The sequence below is a fragment of the Streptomyces longwoodensis genome (genome assembly GCF_001514125.1).
In the GTDB taxonomy this organism is placed as follows: Bacteria; Actinomycetota; Actinomycetes; order Streptomycetales; family Streptomycetaceae; genus Streptomyces; species Streptomyces longwoodensis.
Window position 1 is genome coordinate 246,797 of record NZ_KQ948553.1, and the last position, 17,818, is coordinate 264,614.

At 73.8% G+C, this 17,818-nt stretch carries 17 protein-coding genes; 10 read left to right on the plus strand and 7 right to left on the minus strand.

Annotation, left to right across the window (positions count from 1 at the left end):
* Positions 1 to 41: 41 nt before the first annotated feature.
* Together AQJ30_RS16200 and rsmI are read right to left on the minus strand one after the other, a co-directional pair.
* Positions 42 to 446 carry a hypothetical protein gene (locus tag AQJ30_RS16200; RefSeq protein ID WP_067234017.1) on the minus strand — a complete coding sequence of 135 codons (405 nt, stop codon included), beginning with the start codon at positions 444 to 446 and terminating at the stop codon, positions 42 to 44.
* 275 nt (positions 447 to 721) lie between these two features.
* On the minus strand, positions 722 to 1,600 hold the full coding sequence (gene rsmI, locus AQJ30_RS16205) for a 16S rRNA (cytidine(1402)-2'-O)-methyltransferase (RefSeq protein WP_067234019.1): 879 nt from the start codon (positions 1,598 to 1,600) through the stop codon (positions 722 to 724).
* A 62-nt stretch (positions 1,601 to 1,662) separates the two neighbouring features.
* Here rsmI and AQJ30_RS16210 point away from each other — a divergent pair, with 62 nt between their 5' ends.
* The 4 genes from AQJ30_RS16210 to AQJ30_RS16225 all read left to right on the plus strand — a co-directional run bounded on the left by AQJ30_RS16210 (position 1,663) and on the right by AQJ30_RS16225 (position 7,660).
* Positions 1,663 to 3,414: a dolichyl-phosphate-mannose--protein mannosyltransferase gene (locus tag AQJ30_RS16210; RefSeq protein ID WP_067234021.1), complete on the plus strand. Its 1,752-nt coding sequence runs from the start codon at positions 1,663 to 1,665 to the stop codon at positions 3,412 to 3,414.
* A gap of 14 nt (positions 3,415 to 3,428) precedes the next feature.
* Complete coding sequence (locus AQJ30_RS16215; RefSeq protein WP_067234023.1) at positions 3,429 to 3,947, plus strand: P-loop NTPase family protein; 519 nt, start codon at positions 3,429 to 3,431, stop codon at positions 3,945 to 3,947.
* A gap of 245 nt (positions 3,948 to 4,192) precedes the next feature.
* Positions 4,193 to 5,818, plus strand: coding sequence for a penicillin-binding transpeptidase domain-containing protein (locus AQJ30_RS16220; protein WP_067234024.1), 1,626 nt, complete (start codon positions 4,193 to 4,195; stop codon positions 5,816 to 5,818).
* Positions 5,819 to 5,989: 171 nt separating this feature from the next.
* On the plus strand, positions 5,990 to 7,660 hold the full coding sequence (locus tag AQJ30_RS16225) for a penicillin-binding transpeptidase domain-containing protein (protein WP_067234026.1): 1,671 nt from the start codon (positions 5,990 to 5,992) through the stop codon (positions 7,658 to 7,660).
* A gap of 9 nt (positions 7,661 to 7,669) precedes the next feature.
* Here the strand turns inward: AQJ30_RS16225 and AQJ30_RS16230 are convergent, their stop codons facing one another.
* On the minus strand, positions 7,670 to 8,020 hold the full coding sequence (locus tag AQJ30_RS16230; RefSeq protein WP_067234027.1) for an SsgA family sporulation/cell division regulator: 351 nt from the start codon (positions 8,018 to 8,020) through the stop codon (positions 7,670 to 7,672).
* A 142-nt stretch (positions 8,021 to 8,162) separates the two neighbouring features.
* Between AQJ30_RS16230 and AQJ30_RS16235 the strand changes: the two genes are divergently transcribed.
* The 4 genes from AQJ30_RS16235 (at position 8,163) to AQJ30_RS16250 (ending at position 11,999) form a co-directional block, all read left to right on the plus strand.
* Positions 8,163 to 9,242 (plus strand): energy-coupling factor ABC transporter permease, encoded by a 1,080-nt coding sequence (locus AQJ30_RS16235; RefSeq protein WP_067234029.1) that lies wholly within the window; start codon positions 8,163 to 8,165, stop codon positions 9,240 to 9,242.
* A gap of 1 nt (position 9,243) precedes the next feature.
* Positions 9,244 to 10,005 (plus strand): cobalt ECF transporter T component CbiQ, encoded by a 762-nt coding sequence (cbiQ, locus tag AQJ30_RS16240; protein WP_067234031.1) that lies wholly within the window; start codon positions 9,244 to 9,246, stop codon positions 10,003 to 10,005.
* On the plus strand, positions 9,993 to 10,751 hold the full coding sequence (locus AQJ30_RS16245) for an energy-coupling factor ABC transporter ATP-binding protein (protein WP_067234033.1): 759 nt from the start codon (positions 9,993 to 9,995) through the stop codon (positions 10,749 to 10,751). The genes cbiQ and AQJ30_RS16245 overlap by 13 nt, the downstream gene beginning before the upstream one ends.
* Positions 10,752 to 10,835: 84 nt before the next feature.
* Positions 10,836 to 11,999: a serine hydrolase domain-containing protein gene (locus AQJ30_RS16250; protein ID WP_067234743.1), complete on the plus strand. Its 1,164-nt coding sequence runs from the start codon at positions 10,836 to 10,838 to the stop codon at positions 11,997 to 11,999.
* A 33-nt stretch (positions 12,000 to 12,032) separates the two neighbouring features.
* On the opposite strand, the gene AQJ30_RS16255 is transcribed toward AQJ30_RS16250, so the two are convergent.
* A complete protein-coding gene (locus AQJ30_RS16255; protein WP_067234745.1) occupies positions 12,033 to 12,308 on the minus strand; it encodes a DUF1876 domain-containing protein in 276 nt (91 codons plus the stop codon).
* An 88-nt stretch (positions 12,309 to 12,396) separates the two neighbouring features.
* Between AQJ30_RS16255 and AQJ30_RS16260 the strand changes: the two genes are divergently transcribed.
* Positions 12,397 to 13,425 (plus strand): permease, encoded by a 1,029-nt coding sequence (locus AQJ30_RS16260; RefSeq protein WP_067234035.1) that lies wholly within the window; start codon positions 12,397 to 12,399, stop codon positions 13,423 to 13,425.
* Entirely contained in the window at positions 13,422 to 14,189 is a 768-nt protein-coding gene (locus AQJ30_RS16265) for a TIGR03943 family putative permease subunit (RefSeq protein WP_067234036.1), read from the plus strand. Before AQJ30_RS16260 ends, AQJ30_RS16265 begins: the two co-directional genes overlap by 4 nt.
* 19 nt (positions 14,190 to 14,208) lie before the next feature.
* Here AQJ30_RS16265 and AQJ30_RS16270 read toward each other — a convergent pair whose 3' ends face one another.
* The 3 genes from AQJ30_RS16270 to AQJ30_RS16280 all read right to left on the minus strand — a co-directional run bounded on the left by AQJ30_RS16270 (position 14,209) and on the right by AQJ30_RS16280 (position 17,800).
* Complete coding sequence (locus AQJ30_RS16270; RefSeq protein WP_067234038.1) at positions 14,209 to 14,712, minus strand: YbaK/EbsC family protein; 504 nt, start codon at positions 14,710 to 14,712, stop codon at positions 14,209 to 14,211.
* Positions 14,713 to 14,850: 138 nt separating this feature from the next.
* Entirely contained in the window at positions 14,851 to 17,073 is a 2,223-nt protein-coding gene (locus tag AQJ30_RS16275; RefSeq protein ID WP_067234040.1) for an MMPL family transporter, read from the minus strand.
* Between the two features lie 127 nt (positions 17,074 to 17,200).
* Complete coding sequence (locus tag AQJ30_RS16280; protein ID WP_067234042.1) at positions 17,201 to 17,800, minus strand: TetR/AcrR family transcriptional regulator; 600 nt, start codon at positions 17,798 to 17,800, stop codon at positions 17,201 to 17,203.
* Positions 17,801 to 17,818 lie beyond the last annotated feature (18 nt).

A 17,818-nucleotide genomic window follows, 5' to 3' on the forward strand; every position in this document is an offset into this window, starting at 1 on the left:
TCCTACGGAAGGCGACCGGGCCGCCCGGGTGGTGCCAGGCCCTAGCTGGCCCGGCGCTGGAAGGGGTGCAGCAGGTCGGACAGGTGCCAGTGGTGCTGCCCGTCCGGCCCCCCGGCGGACGGCCCGGGCACCTCGACCGGTCCGGCCGGCGACACCTCGTGCGGGCGGTGCGCCGCGTCGCGCACCGACGAGACCTGGCCGGCCCGCATGATGCGCACGACGGTGCCGTCGCAGTTGACGCAGGCCGGGCGGCTCAGCGGGGACGGCACGACGCGGCCGTCGGCCACGTACCGCACGAACTCGTGGCCGTCGCCGTCCCGGTGGTGCTCTATCTCGTACGACTGCTCCCAGCCGTGCCCGCAGCGCATGCAGGCGAAGGAGTACGACTCGTTGACGACGGCGGTGGCACCGGCGCGCAGGCCGGTCCGCCCTGTGGTCTCACTCATGCCAGCTCCTGTTGTCCGCTGGACTGGCGCCCCGGCGGGGATTCCCCCGGAACCCCGGTCGGGTCGCGGGACGGGTGCGTCCCTGCGGTCCAGTGGACTGCGCCGCCGAGGCGGGCGCAGCAGACCTGTCCACTGTTGGACCCGTTTTGGGCGTTCCTTGTCGAAACGGGCCCGGCGAGGCGCTCGGCTTTGCCTGGGGCGACCGCGCTTTTGCCCCGCCATGGGGCGTGCGCTCAGGCGATATGCGCCCTGCTCAGAGGGCATGTGCGCCGTTCTCAGGCCGGCTGCGTCCCGCCGTGCTTGGCCGCCACCACCGCGTCGAACACCTCGCGCTTGGGCAGCCCCGCCTCCGCCGCCACCGCCGCGATCGCCTCCTTGCGGCGCTCGCCGGCCTCCTCGCGCACCCGCACGCGCCGCACCAGTTCCTCCGGGCCGATCTCCTCCGGGCCGCGCTCGGGGGCGCCGCTCACCACCACGGTGATCTCGCCGCGCACGCCCTCGGCCGCCCACCGCGCGAGCTCCTCCAGCGGACCCCGCCGTACCTCCTCGTACGTCTTGGTCAGCTCGCGGCACACCGCGGCGCGCCGCTCGCCGCCGAACACCTCGGCCATCGCGGCGAGGGTGTCGTCGAGCCGGTGGGGGGCCTCGAAGTAGACGAGGGTGCGCCGCTCCTCGGCGACCTCCCGCAGCCGCGACAGCCGCTCCCCGGCCTTGCGCGGCAGGAAGCCCTCGAAGCAGAACCGGTCCACGGGCAGCCCGGACAGCGCGAGCGCGGTCAGCACCGCCGACGGCCCGGGCACCGCCGTGACCCGGACGTCCTTCTCGACGGCCGCGGCGACCAGCCGGTACCCGGGGTCGGACACCGACGGCATCCCCGCGTCGGTGACGAGCAGCACGCGCGCGCCGCCGAGCAGCTCGTCGACCAGCTCGGGCGTGCGGGCCGCCTCGTTGCCCTCGAAGTAGGACACGACGCGGCCGCGGGGCGTCACGCCCAGGGCCTGGGTGAGGCGGCGCAGCCGGCGGGTGTCCTCGGCGGCGACGACGTCCGCGTCGGCGAGTTCCCGCGCGAGGCGGGGAGGGGCGTCCGCGACGTCCCCGATGGGGGTGCCGGCGAGGACGAGGGTTCCGGGCGCGTTGTCGGGCGTAACTGTCACGTTTCCATCCTCGCAGGGGCGAGGCACGGGACTCACACAGACGGGTTCCCTACGATGGCGCGGTGACCAGTACTGCGTCCTCCACGGACTCCACGGACCACCGGCTGGCCCAGGCACCGCAGGACCAGCGGCCCTCGTGGCAGCAACGGCTGCGCCGTTTCGGGTATGCGGCGGAGCCGGCCGGCGACGTCCGGGAGCGGCTGGTGCCGCCGTACGCGCAGCCGAGCCCGCGGCTGTGGGACGCCCTGGGCGCGCGCCCCGCGCTCGCGGAGCGGATCACGCGCTGGTCGGGGTGGCTCGGCCCGCTGCTGGTGACGCTGCTGGCGGGCGTCATCCGCTTCTGGAACCTGGGCAGCCCCAAGGCGGTGATATTCGACGAGACGTACTACGCGAAGGACGCGTGGGCGCTGGTCCACCGCGGCTTCGAGGTCAACTGGGACAAGAACGCCAACGACCTGGTCCTCGGCAGCGGCGGCCACGTCACGATCCCGTCGGACGCCGCGTACGTGGTGCACCCGCCGGTCGGCAAGTACGTCATCGGGCTCGGTGAGCTGCTCTTCGGGTTCGACCCGTTCGGCTGGCGGTTCATGACCGCGGTGCTCGGGACGCTGTCGGTGCTGATGCTGTGCCGGATCGGCCGGCGCCTGTTCCGCTCGACCTTCCTCGGCTGCCTCGCGGGCGGGCTGATGGCCGTCGACGGGCTGCACTTCGTGATGAGCCGCACCTCGCTGCTCGACGGGGTGCTGATGTTCTTCGTGCTGGCGGCGTTCGGGTGCCTGGTGGTCGACCGGGACCGGGCGCGCGAGCGGCTGGCGGCGGCGCTGCCCGCCGACGCGGACGGCCGGACCCGTCCCGACCCGTCCGTCGGCGACCGGCTGCGCCTGGGGTGGCGCCCCTGGCGCTGGGCCGCCGGTCTGATGTTCGGCCTGGCGATCGGGACGAAGTGGAACGGCCTGTACATCATGGTCGCGTTCTGCCTGATGACGCTGCTGTGGGACGCCGGGTCCCGGAAGGTCGCCGGCGCGCGCCACCCGTACCTGGCCGTCCTGAAGTACGACACGGGCCTGGCGTTCCTCGCGACGGTGCCGGTCGCGGTGGCCGTCTACGTCGCGTCCTGGACGGGCTGGATCCTGTCCCCCGCCGACGGCTCGGGCGGCTACTACCGCAACTGGGCCGCCACCGACGGCAAGGGCGGCGACTGGACGTGGCTGTTCCCCGACTGGGCGCGCAGCCTGTGGCACTACGAGCACGAGGTCTACGAGTTCCACACCCACCTGACCTCGCCGCACACCTACCAGTCCAACCCCTGGAGCTGGCTGGTCCTCGGCCGCCCGGTGTCGTACTTCTACGAGTCCCCCTCCCCCGGGTCCGACGGCTGCCCCGTGAACGCGGGCGAGAAGTGCGCGCGCGAGGTCCTGGCGCTCGGCACGCCGCTGCTGTGGTGGGCGGGCTGCTTCGCGCTGCTGTACGTCCTGTGGCGCTGGGCGTTCCGCCGCGACTGGCGCGCGGGCGCGATCGCCTGCGGCATCGCGGCCGGCTACCTGCCGTGGTTCCTGTACCAGGAGCGCACGATCTTCCTCTTCTACGCGGTGGTGTTCCTGCCCTTCCTGTGCCTGGCGGTGGCCATGATGATCGGCGCGATCGTCGGCCCACCGGGTTCCTCGGACACCCGCCGCGTGGCGGGCGCGACGGGGGCGGGCGTCCTGGTCCTCCTGATCGCGTGGAACTTCATCTACTTCTGGCCCCTGTACACGGGCCAGGCGATCCCGATCGACTCGTGGCGGTCGCGGATGTGGCTGGACACGTGGGTATAGGCGCGGGCGCGCCCTTGGAGCGCGTCCTGGTCGTGGGCGTCACCGGTGCCGGGAAGTCCACGCTCGCCCGGGACCTCGGGGGGCGGCTGGGGCTGCGGTACCTGGAGATGGACGCGCTGTACTTCGCCGGGCCCGGGTGGGCCGTGAACGAGCGGCTGGTGGAGGACGTGGCGGGGCTGGTGGACGGGCCCCGCTGGGTCGTCGACTCGCTCGGGTACCCGGAGGTGCGCGACCTGTTGTGGGAGCGGGCCGACACCGTCGTCTGGCTGGACTACCCCCGGCGCGTCGTCATGCCCCGGGTGCTGCGCCGCTCGCTGCGGCGGACCGTCACCCGCGAGGAGCTCTTCGGCGGCAACCGGGAGACCTGGCGGGACTGGCTGAGCCGCGAACACCCCGCCTGGTGGGCCTGGTCCCAGTTCACCGCGCGGCGCCGGGAGATCGGGCGCCGGCTGCGCGACCCGCGGTTCGCCCCGCTCCACGCCGTCCGCCTCGGCCGCCCCCGTGACGCCGCCGCCTGGCTCGCGTCCCTCTGAGCCACGCCGCGGACGCCGGCGCCGTTCACGTACGTGGCCATGACCCGGTGTCCGATTCACGTGCCTGATTCACGCCGGTGACCCCGGTTTGCCGTCCGGCTTCGGACAAGTTCCCGGGAACAGGGGTCACAGCGGACCCTTCCTCCGCTTACAGTGCGACCACGGCCGCCGTTTCTGAACGCGTTCAGAACGAACGTGGGGGCGGCTCGAACGGGGATCACGGGGAAACGGGGAAGGGGCACGTCATGCGCAAGGGGGTCAAGGCGGCGATCATCGGCTCGGTGCTCGCCGTCATGGTCGGAGGGGCCGGCTACGGCGGCTGGACCGTGCTCTCCGCGCTGAGCTCGGACAGCGGCACGGCCGCCGGCGGGCCCGCGCCGGTGCGGACCGGACCACCGAGCGGCGACGAGGTGAAGGACACCACGCGCGCGTTCTTCGCCGCCTGGAGCAAGGGCGACGCGGCCGGGGCGGCGGCGCTCACCAACAACGCCGAACGCGCCCGGTCGCTGTTCACCGCCTACACCACGGAGGCCCACGTCACGGGCGTCCGCATCACCCCCGGCACGGCCACCGGGGCCACCGTCCCGTACGCCGTCAGGGCAACGGTGTCCTTCGGCGGGAAGTCCGCGCCGCTGACCTACCGGAGCCGGCTGACCGTGGTCCGGGGCGTCACCACCGGCAAGGCGCTCGTCGACTGGCAGCCCTCGGTCGTCCACCCGGCGCTGAGGAGCATGGACGACACCCTGGTGACCGGCGCGTCGGCGGCGGCACCGATCGAGGCGGTGGACCGCCACGGCAAGCTCCTGACGAAGGAGCAGTACCCCTCCCTGGGCCCGGTCCTGGACCAGCTGCGCGACACGTACGGCGACCGGGCGGGCGGTTCGCCCGGCGTCGAGCTGGCGGTGCGGCACGCGGACGCGAGCGCCGCCGACACCCCGGTGCTGACCCTCGCCGAGGGGCGGGCCGGGAAGCTGCGGACCACGCTGGACGCCGGGCTGCAGGCGGCGGCCGAGCGGGCGGTGCAGTCGTACGCCGAGTCGTCCGTGGTCGCCGTCCAGCCCAGCAGCGGCGACGTGCTGGCGGTCGCCAACCACCGCACCGACGGCTTCAACGCCGCGTTCCTGGGCCGGGTCGCCCCGGGGTCCACCCTGAAGATCGTCAGCGCGGCCACCCTCATCGACAACGGCATCACCACCGCCGACGGCCCCGCGCCCTGCCCCGAAGAGGCCGTCTGGCAGAGCCAGACCTTCCACAACCTCAAGGACCTGAAGCCCGACGAGGGCGCCACCCTCTCCGACAGCTTCGCCCGCTCCTGCAACACGGCGTTCGTGAAGTTCGCCGACGAGGTGCGGGTCGACTCCCTCACGAACGAGGCCGCCGACCGCTTCGGGATCGGCCTGGACTGGAAGACCGGCATCCCGTCCTTCGACGGCTCGGTCCCCGCCTCCGGCGGCCCCGACACGGCGGCCGCCCTGATCGGGCAGGGCCAGGTGCAGCTGAACCCGCTGAACCTGGCCTCGATCACGGCGACCGCGATGACGGGCAGCTTCCGCCAGCCGGTCATCGTGCCGCGCGGCCTCGACGACCGCGCCCTCGCCCGCGCCCGGGGGCTGTCGTCCCGGACCGTGCAGCAGCTGCGCGCCATGATGCACCGCACCGCGACCAGCGGAACCGCCGCCGAGGTGATGTCCGCGGTGCGGGGTGACGTCGGCGCGAAGACCGGCTCCGCGGAGGTCGACGGGCAGGCCCGCTCCGACAGCTGGTTCACCGGCTACCGGAACGACGTCGCGGCCGCGGCCATGGCCCAGGGCGCGGGCCACGGCGTCGACGCGGCCGGCCCCATCGTCGCGTCGGTCCTGCGCGCCGGCTGACCCACCACCCCCTCGTGTCACAACCCCGCTACGAGCGGGTGGCTGACGTCACAGAGGGGTCACCCGCGTGGCACGGGACCCTAGGCTGGTCGCCGTCGTTGGGGTGCATGAGGGCAACGAGGGCACGGGGGCACGGGGAGCCCTCCCGGGGAGCGCGGAGGAACACGGGTCGTGGGCAAGAGAAGGCGCGTCGCCGAGCGACGGACGAAGAACCCCGCCGTCATCGGCGGGATGGCCGCCGCGGTCGTCGTCGGCGCCGGGGTCGGCGCCTACGCGCTCTACGGCGGTGGCGCCTCGGCCGACAGCCGGACCACCGCCACGGCCGCCGCGAAGCCGAAGATCAAGACGGGCCCCCTGTCGGCGGCCGAGGTCACCGGCACCGCCACCACGTTCCTCACCTCCTGGCAGCAGGGCCGGGTCGACCGGGCGGCCGCCGCCACCGACGACACCGCCGCGGCCACCGCCCTGCTCACCGGCTGGACCAAGGACGCCCACGTCACCGGCGCCACCCTCACGCCCGGCACCCCCACCGGCGCGAAGGTCCCCTTCTCGGTGAAGGGCACGGTGACCTACCAGGGCGTCAGCAAGCCGCTCGTCTACGACAGCGCCCTGACCGTCGTCCGCGACACCACCGACGGCACGCCGCGCGTCGACTGGCACGCCTCGGTGGTCCACCCCGACCTCGCCGACGGCGACACCCTGGTGACCGGCGCGTCCGGCACCCCGCCGGTCACGGCGCTCGACCGCCAGGGCGGTGAGATCACCGAGGCGAAGTACCCCTCCCTCGGCACGATCCTGGACGGGCTGCGCGAGAAGTACGGCAAGGAGGCCGGCGGCAAGGCGGGCGTCGAGCTGCGCGTGGTGCGCGGCAAGGAGTCGAAGGCGAAGAAGTCCTCCGACAAGACGCTGCTGGAGCTCAGCAAGGGCACGCCGGGCACCGTGCGGACGACGCTCAGCCCGACGCTGCAGGCCGCCGCCGAGCGCCAGGTGGCGAACCGCCCGCGTGCCTCGGTCGTCGTCACGCGCGTGTCCACCGGGGAGGTCCTCGCGGTCGCCAACAGCGGCCACGGCTTCAACACCGCCTTCCAGGGCTCGCTGGCGCCCGGCTCCACGATGAAGGTCATCACCTCGTCGCTGCTCATCGAGAAGGACCTGGCGTCGGCGGACAAGGTGCACCCGTGCCCGAAGACGTTCCGCTACGGCGGCTGGACGTTCCACAACGACGACGACTTCGAGATCAAGAAGGGCACCTTCAAGGCGAGCTTCGCGCGCTCCTGCAACACCGCCTTCATCAGCCAGGCCGGCAAGCTCGACGACGACAGCCTGACCAAGCAGGCCCAGCAGGTGTTCGGCCTGTCGCTGAACAACTGGTCGGTCGGCGTGCCCAGCTTCGACGGCTCGGTGCCGGTGCAGTCGGCGGCCCAGAAGGCGGCCTCGCTGATCGGGCAGGGCGGAGTGCGGATGAACCCGCTGAACATGGCGTCCGTGGCCGCGACGGTGAAGTCCGGCTCGTTCCACCAGCCGTACCTGGTCTCGCCGAAGGTCGACGGCCGCACCCTGGCCACCGCCTCGCGCACCATGTCCCCGGCCACGCTCGGACAGCTGCGCGAGCTGATGAACTACACGGCGGCGTACGGCACGGCGGCGCAGGCCATGTCGGGGCTCGGGCCCGACTACGGCGCGAAGACGGGCTCGGCGGAGGTCGACGGGCAGGACAAGCCCAACGGCTGGTTCACCGCGTACCGGGGCGACCTGGCGGCCGCGGGCGTGGTCCAGGCGGGCGGCCACGGCGGCGACACGGCTGGCCCGATCGTGGCGTCCCTGCTGCGGCTGGGCGGCTGAGCCGCACCCTCAGCCCGCGACGGGCTCGGCGGTGTGGGTGCGGCGCAGGAAGCGGGTCAGCACCTTGGTCTCGAACTGCACGACCGAGACGCCCCGGGCCGAGTGGAACTCGACGATCGCCTGCACCCGGCCGCACGGCCACACCCGCACCTGTCCGCTGCTGACCGGGGCGCTCAGGCCCTCTTCGAGCAGGGTGCGGGACAGCGTCCACTCGTGCGGGCCGGGCAGGCCGACGCGCACCGAGCGGGGGTCGGCGTCCGGGTCGTAGCGCAGGACGACCGGGACCGCTCCGAGGTCCACCCCGAGCCGGTCGGCGTCCGTGAGGATGTGGGCTCGTGCGTACTGCTCGACTACGGACATCGGACGGCCCCTTCACACTCGGTGACCTTTGTGGAAGCTGTGCGTCCACCCCCTCACCAATGTCTCATATTTTCCGTTTTGCGCCTTCGGGCAATGAGATCGCTCTTGCAAGAGGTTCGCAACAGGGCTCTATCATCGAACGGTGCACGTACCCGACGGATTCATCAACGCCCCGACGTCCGCCGTGACCGCCGTGGTCGCCGCCGGCGCCATCGCCGTGAGCCTGCGCGGCGCGCGCCGCGAACTCGACGAGCGGACCGCCCCGTTGGCCGGTCTGGTCGCGGCCTTCATCTTCGCCGTGCAGATGCTGAACTTCCCCGTCGCCGCGGGGACCAGCGGCCACCTGCTCGGCGGCGCGCTCGCCGCGATCCTCGTGGGCCCCTGTACGGGCGTGCTGTGCGTCTCCGTCGTCCTGCTGATGCAGGGCATCCTCTTCGCCGACGGCGGGCTGACCGCGCTCGGCGTGAACATCACCGACATGGCGATCGTGACCACGGTCGTCTCCTACGCCCTCTTCCGCGCGCTGGTGAAGGTCCTGCCGCGCAGCCGCCGTTCGGTCACCGTGGCGTCGTTCGTGGCCGCGCTGGTCTCCGTGCCGGCCGCGGCGGTCGCGTTCACCGTGATCTACGCGATCGGCGGCACCACCGACGTCTCGATCGGCAAGGTCGCCACCGCGATGATCGGCGTGCACGTGCTGATCGGGATCGGTGAGGCCGTGATCACCGCGCTGACCGTGGGCGCCGTGATCGCCGTACGCCCCGACCTGGTGCACGGGGCGCGTGGGCTGGAGCAGCGGCTGAAGCTGCGGGTGAACGGCGAGCTCGTCGACGCGCCGTCGGCCCCGGCCGCCGCGGAGCCCGCCGCGGAGCCCGTCGCGGTGCGCACCTCGCGGCGCGCGCTGTGGGTGTCCGGCCTGGTCACCTCGCTCGTGCTGGCCGGGTTCGTCAGCTACTACGCCTCCTCCTCCCCGGACGGCCTGGAGAAGGTCGCCGCCGACCACGGCATCGACCGCAAGGCCGAGCAGCACACCAACGCCGATTCCCCGCTCGCCGACTACGGCGTCAAGGACGTCGACGACGCCCGCCTGTCCGGCGGGCTGGCGGGCGTGATCGGCGTCGGGGTGACCGTCGTGGCCGGCAGCGCCGTCTTCTGGACCCTGCGCCGCCGCCGCGCGGCCGACGACGTGTCGCCCGCCTCGACCACCACCGTGGAGAACGTCTGACATGGGCGCCGGGCACGCGCACCGGCTGTACCGGCACGGGCACTCGCCCGTGCACGCCCTGCCGCCGCACACCAAGCTCGCCGCCGCGTTCGCCTTCGTGGTGGTCGTGGTGTCGACGCCTCGCGAGGCGATGTGGGCGTTCGCCCTGTACGCCGTGCTGCTCGCGCTCGTCGCCCGCCACGCGCGCGTGCCCGCCGGGTTCCTGCTGCGGCGGCTGCTGATCGAGGTGCCGTTCGTCGCGTTCGCCGTGCTCATGCCGTTCGTGGCGGAGGGCGAGCGGGTCGACGTCCTCGGGCTGTCGCTGAGCGTCAACGGCCTGTGGGGCGCCTGGAACGTGCTGGCCAAGGGCACCCTCGGCGTCGCCGCGTCGGTGCTGCTGGCGGCCACCACCGAACTGCGCGAACTGCTGCTCGGGCTGCAGCGGCTGAAGCTCCCGCCGCTGCTCGTGCAGATCGCCTCCTTCATGATCCGCTACGGCGACGTGATCACCGACGAGATGCGGCGCATGCGGATCGCCCGCGAGTCCCGCGGCTTCGAGGCCCGGGGCGTACGCCACTGGGGCGTGCTCGCCAAGTCGGCGGGCGCCCTGTTCATCCGCTCCTACGAACGCGGCGAGCGCGTGCACCTGGCCATGGTCAGCCGCGGCTACGCCGGATCCATGCCGGTGATCGACGAGGTGACCGCGTCCCGGGCGCAGTGGTCGCACGCCCTCGCCCTGCCGTGCGCCGCCCTCGTCGTGTGTCTGCTGGGATGGACCCTGTGACTGCTTCCCTGGAGGTCTCCGGCCTCGCCTTCGCCTACCCCGACGGCCACCAGGCCCTGTTCGGCGTGGACTTCTCGATCGCGCGCGGCGAGCGCGTCGCGCTGCTCGGCCCGAACGGCGCGGGCAAGACGACCCTCGTGCTGCACCTCAACGGCATCCTGTCCGGCGGCACCGGCTCGGTGACCGTCGCCGGACTGCCCGTCGGCAAGCAGCACATGGCCGAGATCCGCCGCAAGGTCGGCATCGTCTTCCAGGACCCCGACGACCAGCTCTTCATGCCGACGGTGCGCGAGGACGTCGCGTTCGGGCCCGCGGCCGCCGGGATCAAGGGCGCGGCGCTGGAGGAGCGGGTCGACCGGGCGCTCGCCCAGGTGGGCATGGCGGAGTTCAAGGAGCGTCCGCCGCACCACCTGTCGTTCGGCCAGCGGCGCCGGGTCGCCGTCGCGACAGTGCTGGCGATGGAGCCTGAGATCCTGGTCCTGGACGAGCCGTCGTCCAACCTCGACCCGGCCTCCCGGCGCGAACTCGCCGACATCCTGCGCGCTTTGGACGTGACCGTGCTGATGGTCACCCACGACCTGCCCTACGCGCTCGAACTATGCCCGCGCGCGCTGGTCCTGAGCGACGGCGTGATCGCGGCCGACGGCCCGACCGCCGAACTCCTCGGCGACGACGCCCTGATGCGAGCCCACCGCCTGGAGCTGCCGTTCGGCTTCGACCCGCGGTCCGTGGCCACGGGCGCGTGACGCGCCGGACCCAGGAATCCCAGGGGCGTCGCACGCGTTACCCGCAGGGTCGAAGGTGAGCCGAGAGGACGGTCGGGCGTGGACGTGCACGTGAACGGTGCGGTGGCGGGGGGCTTCGAGCCGGTCCGGGAGGCGTTCGCCGCCAATTTCCGCACCCTCGGGGAGCGCGGCGCGGCGGTCGCCGTCTACCGGGACGGGCACCGGGTCGTCGACCTGTGGGGCGGCACCCGCGACGTCGACGGCACGCTGCCGTGGGAGCGGGACACCGCGCAGATCGTGCGCTCCGCGACCAAGGGCGTGGTCTCCGCCGCCCTCCTGCTGCTGCACCAGCGCGGCGAGCTGGACCTGGACGCCCCGGTGCGGACGTACTGGCCCGAGTACAAGGCGGCCGGCAAGGAGCACACGCGCGTGCGCGACCTGCTCGCCCACCGGGCGGGCGTGCCCGTGCTGGACCGGCCGCTGACCCCCGCCGAGGCCGCCGACCCCGACCTCGCGGCCGCCGCCGTCGCCGCCCAGGCGCCCGTCTGGGAGCCCGGCACCGCGCACGGCTACCACGCCCAGACCTTCAGCTGGCTCACCGGGGAGCTGGTGCGGCGGGTCACCGGGCGGTCCGCCGGCGCCTGGATCGCCGAGCACGTCGCCGGGCCGGCCGCCGCCGACTTCTGGCTCGGGCTGCCCGCCGCCGAGGCGCACCGCGTCGGCCGGGTCGGCCGGCTCCAGGCGCCCGAGCCGGCCGGCGCCCTGCGCGTGCGCCCCAAGCGGGCCGTCGCCGACGCCTACGCCGACCCCGCCTCCCTCACCCGGCGCGCCTTCGCCGCGATCACCCCGCTGCCCGACGAGAACGACCCCGCCTACCGCGCGGCCGTCCTGCCCGCCTCCAACGGCATCGCCACCGCCGACGGCCTGGCCCGGACCTACGCCGCGTTGATCGGCGAGGTGGACGGCGGGCGGCGGCTGTTCACGCCGGACACCGTGGAGCTGGCGCGCGGCGAGCGGTCGGCCGGGCCCGACCGGGTGCTCGTGGTCCCGACCCGCTTCGGCCTCGGGCCCATGCTGCACGGCACCGCCTCGCCGCTGCTGTCCCCCGGCTCCTTCGGCCACCCCGGCCGCGGCGGCGCCCTGGGCTTCGCCGACCCGGAGTCGGGCATCGCCTTCGGCTACGTCACCAACGGCTTCCGCTCCAGCGTGACGGCGGACCCCCGGGCCCAGGCGCTGGTGCGGGCGGTGCGCACGGCACTCGCCGGCTGACCCCGAGCGCCCCCGGGACCCGTCCCGCGCCGCTCAGACGTGGATCGGGTGGGAGGTGCGGCCCGACGCCGAGTCGATCTCGTCGTGCGCCTTGGTCAGCAGCCGCATGGCGATCTCGTTGAGCGCCCGGGCGCCCGCGATCTCCTCGCCCGTGCGCGGTTGGTCGGCGTCGGTGTCGTGGCGCGTGGCGTGCCCGTGGGCGCGGACCTCGGTGCCGTCGGGCAACCGCACCAGCGCCACCGCGCGCGTGTGCCGGCCGTCCTCCAGGAACTCCAGCTCGACGTGCCATCCCACTGCGGTGTGCATCATCAGGACCACCTCCACGAGACCTGCTTCCAGGGTGCTCCTCGGGACCTGCTGACGCACGCGACCACCGGGCCGCTATGTTGATGCGGCCATGCACAGCACAGACCAGCTCGCCCAGCAGCCGCCGGACACCGCCCGGGACGGGGACGCCGTCCGCGCCCGGGAGTGGCCCCGGCACTGGCCGCTCCTGCTGCTGGGCGCCGCCCTGCTGCCCGGGACCGCGCTGGTCGTCCTGGGCCGGTGGACGGACGCGCCCGCCGTCCTGGCGTGGCGGACGGTGTGCCTGGCGGTCTGCGTGCAGGCGCTGCCCTTCCTCCTCCTCGGCACGGCGCTGTCGGGTGCGATCAACGCCTTCGTGCCCGCCTCGGTGTTCCAGCGGGTGCTGCCCCGGCGCGGCGCGCTCGCCGTGCCCGTCGCCGGAGTGGCCGGAGTGGTGCTGCCGGGGTGCGAGTGCGCGTCGGTGCCGGTCGCGAAGAGCCTGATCGGACGCGGGGTGACCCCGGCGGCCGCGTTCGCGTTCCTGCTGTCCGCGCCGGCCGTCAACCCGATCGTGCTCACCGCCACCGCCGTCGCCTTCCCGGGCCGCCCGGAGATGGTGCTGGCCCGGCTGGTGGCCTCCCTGGCCGCCGCCTGCGTCATGGGCTGGCTGTGGCTGTGGCTCGGCAGGGAGGAGTGGCTGCGCCCGTCCGTACGGCACACCGGGCACCGGCCGGGGCACAGCCGCTGGGCGGAGTTCCGGGCCGGCTTCCAGCACGACCTGCTGCACGCGGGCGGGTTCCTGGTGGTGGGCGCGATGGCCGCGGCCACCTTCAACGTCGCCGTCCCGCGGTCCGTGCTCGACACCTTCGCCGGGTCGGCCTGGCTGTCGGTGCTGTTCCTGGCGGCGCTGGCCGTGCTGCTGGCGGTGTGCTCGGAGGCGGACGCCTTCGTGGCGGCCTCGCTGTCCGGTTTCTCGCCGGTGGCGCGGCTGACGTTCATGGTGGTCGGCCCGATGGTCGACCTGAAGCTGATCGCGCTGCAGACCGGCACCTTCGGGCGGGCCTTCGCGGTCCGCTTCTCCACGGCCACGGCGGTGGTCGCGGTGGCGTGCAGCGCGCTCGTCGGGGGGATCCTGCTGTGAGACGTCCCGTCCAGGCACTGCTGCTCGCCCTCAGCGGCCTCGGCCTGCTCCAGGCGACGCTGTTCTCCGACCTGTTCCTGCGCTACGTCAAGGAGGGCATGCGCCCGCTGCTGGTGGCGTCCGGCGTGGTGCTGCTGGCCCTCGGGGCGGCGGAGGGCTGGTCGTACGCGGCCCGGCTGCGGCGGGCCCCGGCGGCCGACGGTGCCGCCGCCTCCGCCGGGGACCCCCACGGGCACGACCACGGGCACGGCCCGCCGTGGGTCGCCTGGCTGCTCTTCCTGCCCGCGCTCAGCCTGCTGTTCTGGGCGCCGCCCGCCCTCGGCGCCTACACCGCCTCCCGGGAGACGCCCCAGGCCGTCCCCGTCACGGACCAGGACGCCTTCGACCCGCTGCCCGCGACCTCCCCGCTGCCGCTCACGCTCGGCGACTTCACGCGCCGGGTGCAGCAGGACCGGTCACGGGCCGTCCAGGGCCGTACGGTGCTGATGGCCGGGTTCGTCACGCCCGACGGCAGCGGCGACGGCTGGTACCTGACCCGGCTGATCCTCAACTGCTGTGCCGCCGACGCCCAGTCGGTCAAGGTGCGCGTCCACGGCGTGGCGGCGCCGAAGGCCGACACCTGGGTCGCGGTCACCGGGACCTGGCACCCGTCCGGCACCCTGGGCACCCCCTCGGCGGAGGCCGGCCTGGACGCCCGTACGGTCGAGCGCATCGCCCGCCCGTCCAACGGCTACACGGACGGCCCGCCCCTCGTCACCCGGTGAGCCGCCGTGGCCGGCGGCGTCACGCGGGACGTTCGCGCACGTCCGCCAGGGTGGCGCCGGCGTGCGCGACCAGCTCCCGCGGGGCCATCGGGAAGACGGTGTGCGGGTCGCCGGCGGCCGCCCAGACGACGTCGTGCGCGAGGAGGCCGCGGTCGGCCAGGACCCGGGTCGCGGTGCGGTGCCCGAACGGCGGCACGCCGCCGATGGCGTACCCGGTGGTCTCCCTGACGAGGGCCGCGTCGGCGCGGGTGACGGCATCGGCGCCGAGCTCCTTGCGGACGAGGTCGACGTCGACGCGGGAGGCGCCGTCCATGAGGACCAGGACGGGCACCCCGTCGGCGGCGAAGACCAGCGACTTGCAGATCCGGCTCAGCTCGCACCCGATCGCGGCCGCGGCCTCGGCGGCGGTGCGCGTCGCGTCGGGGAAGCGGCGGACCTGGGCGTTCAGCGCGTCGAGGCCCATCCCGCGCAGGGCCTGGGCGAAGAGGGGGTGTGCTGCGTCCGGCGTCGTCATGGACGGCATGCTAGGGGCAGGCGCGGGCGAACGCGTTGACGTGCGGCGGGGGCCGGCCCCGTCAGAGGCCGGCCCCCGTCCTGTGGGCCGGTGGGGGTGCCCCGTCCCCACGGATCCCCCACCGGCCGTTCCGGGCGGAGCGGTGCGTCAGGCGCGCACGAGCTCCTTGTCGTCGTCGTCCCGGCTGGGGGCGCCGGAGGCGGTGCGCAGGCCCTCGCCCTCGACGTCGACGTTGGGCAGGACGCGGTCCAGCCACTTCGGCAGCCACCAGGCGCGGCGGCCGAGCAGCGCGAGGACGGCCGGGACCAGAGCCATGCGGACGACGAAGGCGTCGAAGAAGACGGCGATGGCGAGGCCGAAGCCGATCATCTTCACCATCGACTCGCTGGAGCCGATGAAGCCGGCGAACACCGCCATCATGATCACCGCGGCGGCGGTGACGACCCGCGCGCCGTGCTTGAAGCCGGTGACCACGGCCTGGCTCGGCTTCTCGCCGTGGACGTAGGCCTCCCGCATCCGGGTCACGAGGAACACCTCGTAGTCCATGGCGAGGCCGAAGACCACGCCGACCATGAAGATCGGCATCATCGACATCACCGGGCCGGTCTCCTCGACGCCCATCAGGCCGGACAGCCAGCCCCACTGGAAGACCGCGACCACCGCGCCGAGCGCCGCCATGACGCTCAGCAGGAAGCCGAGGGCCGCCTTCAGCGGGACCAGGAGCGAGCGGAACACCACGATCAACAGCAGGAAGGCCAGGCCGACGACCAGCGCCAGGTAGGGCACGAGCGCGTCGTTGAGCTTCTGGGAGACGTCGATGTTCATCGCGGTCGAGCCGGTGACCAGCACGCTCGCGTCGGAGTCGGCCTTGACGTCCGCGCCCTTGTCGCGGATCGCGTGGACCAGGTCCTCGGTGGTCGCCGAGGACGGCTTGGAGCCGGGGATCACGGTGATGGTGGCCGTGTCGCCCGCCTTGTTGGCCGCGGCCGGGGTGACGGTGACGACGTCGTCCAGGCGCTTGATCTCGTTGCCGACGTCCCGGAAGACGGCCTGCGGGTCGGTGCTGTCCTTGGCGTCCACCACGACCATCAGCGGGCCGTTGAAGCCGGGGCCGAAGCCCTCGGAGAGCAGGTCGTAGGCGCGGCGCTGGGTGGTGGACGTCGGCTGGGAGCCGTCGTCGGGCAGGCCCAGTTCCAGGGAGGCCGCCGGGACCGCCGCAGCGCCGAGGCCGACGACGCCGAGCAGCAGGACGGCGACGGGGCGGCGGACGACGAAGGACGCCCAGCGGGTGCCCAGGTTGGGCTTGGCCGCGCGGTCGGCCGCGCGGGCCCGGCCGCCGCCCAGGAGCTTGCTCTTCTCGCCCATGGGGCGCACCTTGCGGCCCGCGTAGCCGAGCAGGGCCGGGATCATCGTCAGCGCGATGAGGACGGCGACGGCGACCGTGCCCGCGGCGGCGACGCCCATCTTGGTCAGCATCGGGATGTTGACCACGGACAGGCCCACCAGGGCGATGACGACGGTGAGGCCGGCGAAGACCACCGCGGAGCCGGCGGTGCCGACGGCGCGGCCGGCGGCCTCCTCGCGCTCGCGGCCCTCGGCGAGTTCGGCCCGGTAGCGGGAGACGATGAACAGCGCGTAGTCGATGCCGACGGCCAGGCCGATCATCGTGGCCAGCGTGGAGGTGGTCGAGCCGAGGTCCAGGGTGCCGGCCAGCGCGGTGATGGTGGAGACGCCGATGCCGACGCCGATGAGCGCGGTCAGCAGGGGCAGTCCGGCCGCGATCAGCGAGCCGAAGGTGATGACCAGGACGACGGCCGCGATGCCGATGCCGATGACCTCGGTGGCGCCGGTCTCGGGGGCGGCGCTCAGCGCGTCGCCGCCGACCTCGACGGTCAGCCCGGCGTCCCGGGCGTCCTGCGCGGCCTCCTCCAGCGCGTCGCGCGAGGAGTCCTCCAGCTCCATGCCGGAGACGTCGTACTTCACGGAGGCGTACGCGATCGTGCCGTCCTTGCTGACGGCCTTGCCGGTGTAGGGGTCGGCGACGGAGGCGACCTCGGAGCCGTCGGACAGGGTGCCGACGGTCTTCTCGACGGTGGCCTTGTTGCCGGCGTCCGTGATCTTCTCGCCGGCCGGGGCCTTGAAGACGACCCGGGCGGTGGCACCGTCGGCGCTCGCCCCGGGGAAGCGCTGTTCGAGCAGGTCGAAGGCCTTCTGGGCCTCGGTGCCCGGGATGGAGAAGGAGGTGTTGCCGGCGGCGGGCGCGTTGGCGGCACCGACCCCGGCGAGGGTCAGCAGCGCCACCCAGATCAGGGCGACGACGTGTCGTCGGCGGAAGGCGAACCGGCCGAGCCGGTACAGGAACGTGGCCACGGGGGCGTACTCCCGGTCAGTCGTGGGGTGGTCAGGGCAGGGGTGATCGACCCGCGGTGGGGACAGGGGTGATCGGCCCGACGACGTGAGCGGTGACGTCAGGTGAAGTCCGGGACGTGGGACCCGGTCAGCTGGTGGGGACGCCGAGGGCGGGGAGGACCACGGCGTCGATGTACGAGGTGAGGAACTCCTGCGTCGGCGGCTGGTCGTCGAGCAGCGCCCGGGTGGCGAAGCCGCCGACCATCATGTGCAGCAGGAAGTCCAGTGCGGGGCAGTCGGGGCGGACCTCGCCCCGGTCGACCGCGCGCCGGATCACCTCGTGGAAGGAGGACATCTCCGGTTCGACGAGCTGCGAGCGGAAGGCCGCCCGCAGGTCGGCGTTGTTGTGCATCGCCATCGCGACGCCCCGCATGAGCGCGGAGTTCCGCTCGATGGTGCAGTCGTCCTCCAGGCGGACCAGGGCGTGCAGGTCGCCCCGGAGGCTGCCGGTGTCGATCTCGTCGATGCGGCCCGGCTTGCTGTGCCGGATGGCCCGGACGACCAGTTCGGCCTTGCCGCCCCACTGGCGGTAGAGCGTGGCCTTGCTGGAGCGGGTGCGGGCGGCGACGGCGTCCATGGTCAGGGCGTCGTAGCCGACCTCGCGGAGCAGGTCGAGGACCGCCTCGTACAGCTCGGCCTCGCGCTCGGGCGTGATGCGACTGCGACGCGCCGTCGCGGTTTCCGTCATGCCGTGCGCCCCTCTCCG

Coding starts and splice junctions, on each gene's coding strand:
- AQJ30_RS16200 (WP_067234017.1), bottom strand. CDS start 446: ATGAGTGAGACCACAGGGCGGACCGGCCTGCGCGCCGGTGCCACCGCC.
- AQJ30_RS16220 (WP_067234024.1), top strand. CDS start 4,193: ATGCGCAAGGGGGTCAAGGCGGCGATCATCGGCTCGGTGCTCGCCGTC.
- AQJ30_RS16230 (WP_067234027.1), bottom strand. CDS start 8,020: ATGTCCGTAGTCGAGCAGTACGCACGAGCCCACATCCTCACGGACGCC.
- cbiQ (WP_067234031.1), top strand. CDS start 9,244: ATGGGCGCCGGGCACGCGCACCGGCTGTACCGGCACGGGCACTCGCCC.
- AQJ30_RS16245 (WP_067234033.1), top strand. CDS start 9,993: ATGGACCCTGTGACTGCTTCCCTGGAGGTCTCCGGCCTCGCCTTCGCC.
- AQJ30_RS16255 (WP_067234745.1), bottom strand. CDS start 12,308: ATGATGCACACCGCAGTGGGATGGCACGTCGAGCTGGAGTTCCTGGAG.
- AQJ30_RS16260 (WP_067234035.1), top strand. CDS start 12,397: ATGCACAGCACAGACCAGCTCGCCCAGCAGCCGCCGGACACCGCCCGG.
- AQJ30_RS16270 (WP_067234038.1), bottom strand. CDS start 14,712: ATGCCGTCCATGACGACGCCGGACGCAGCACACCCCCTCTTCGCCCAG.
- AQJ30_RS16280 (WP_067234042.1), bottom strand. CDS start 17,800: ATGACGGAAACCGCGACGGCGCGTCGCAGTCGCATCACGCCCGAGCGC.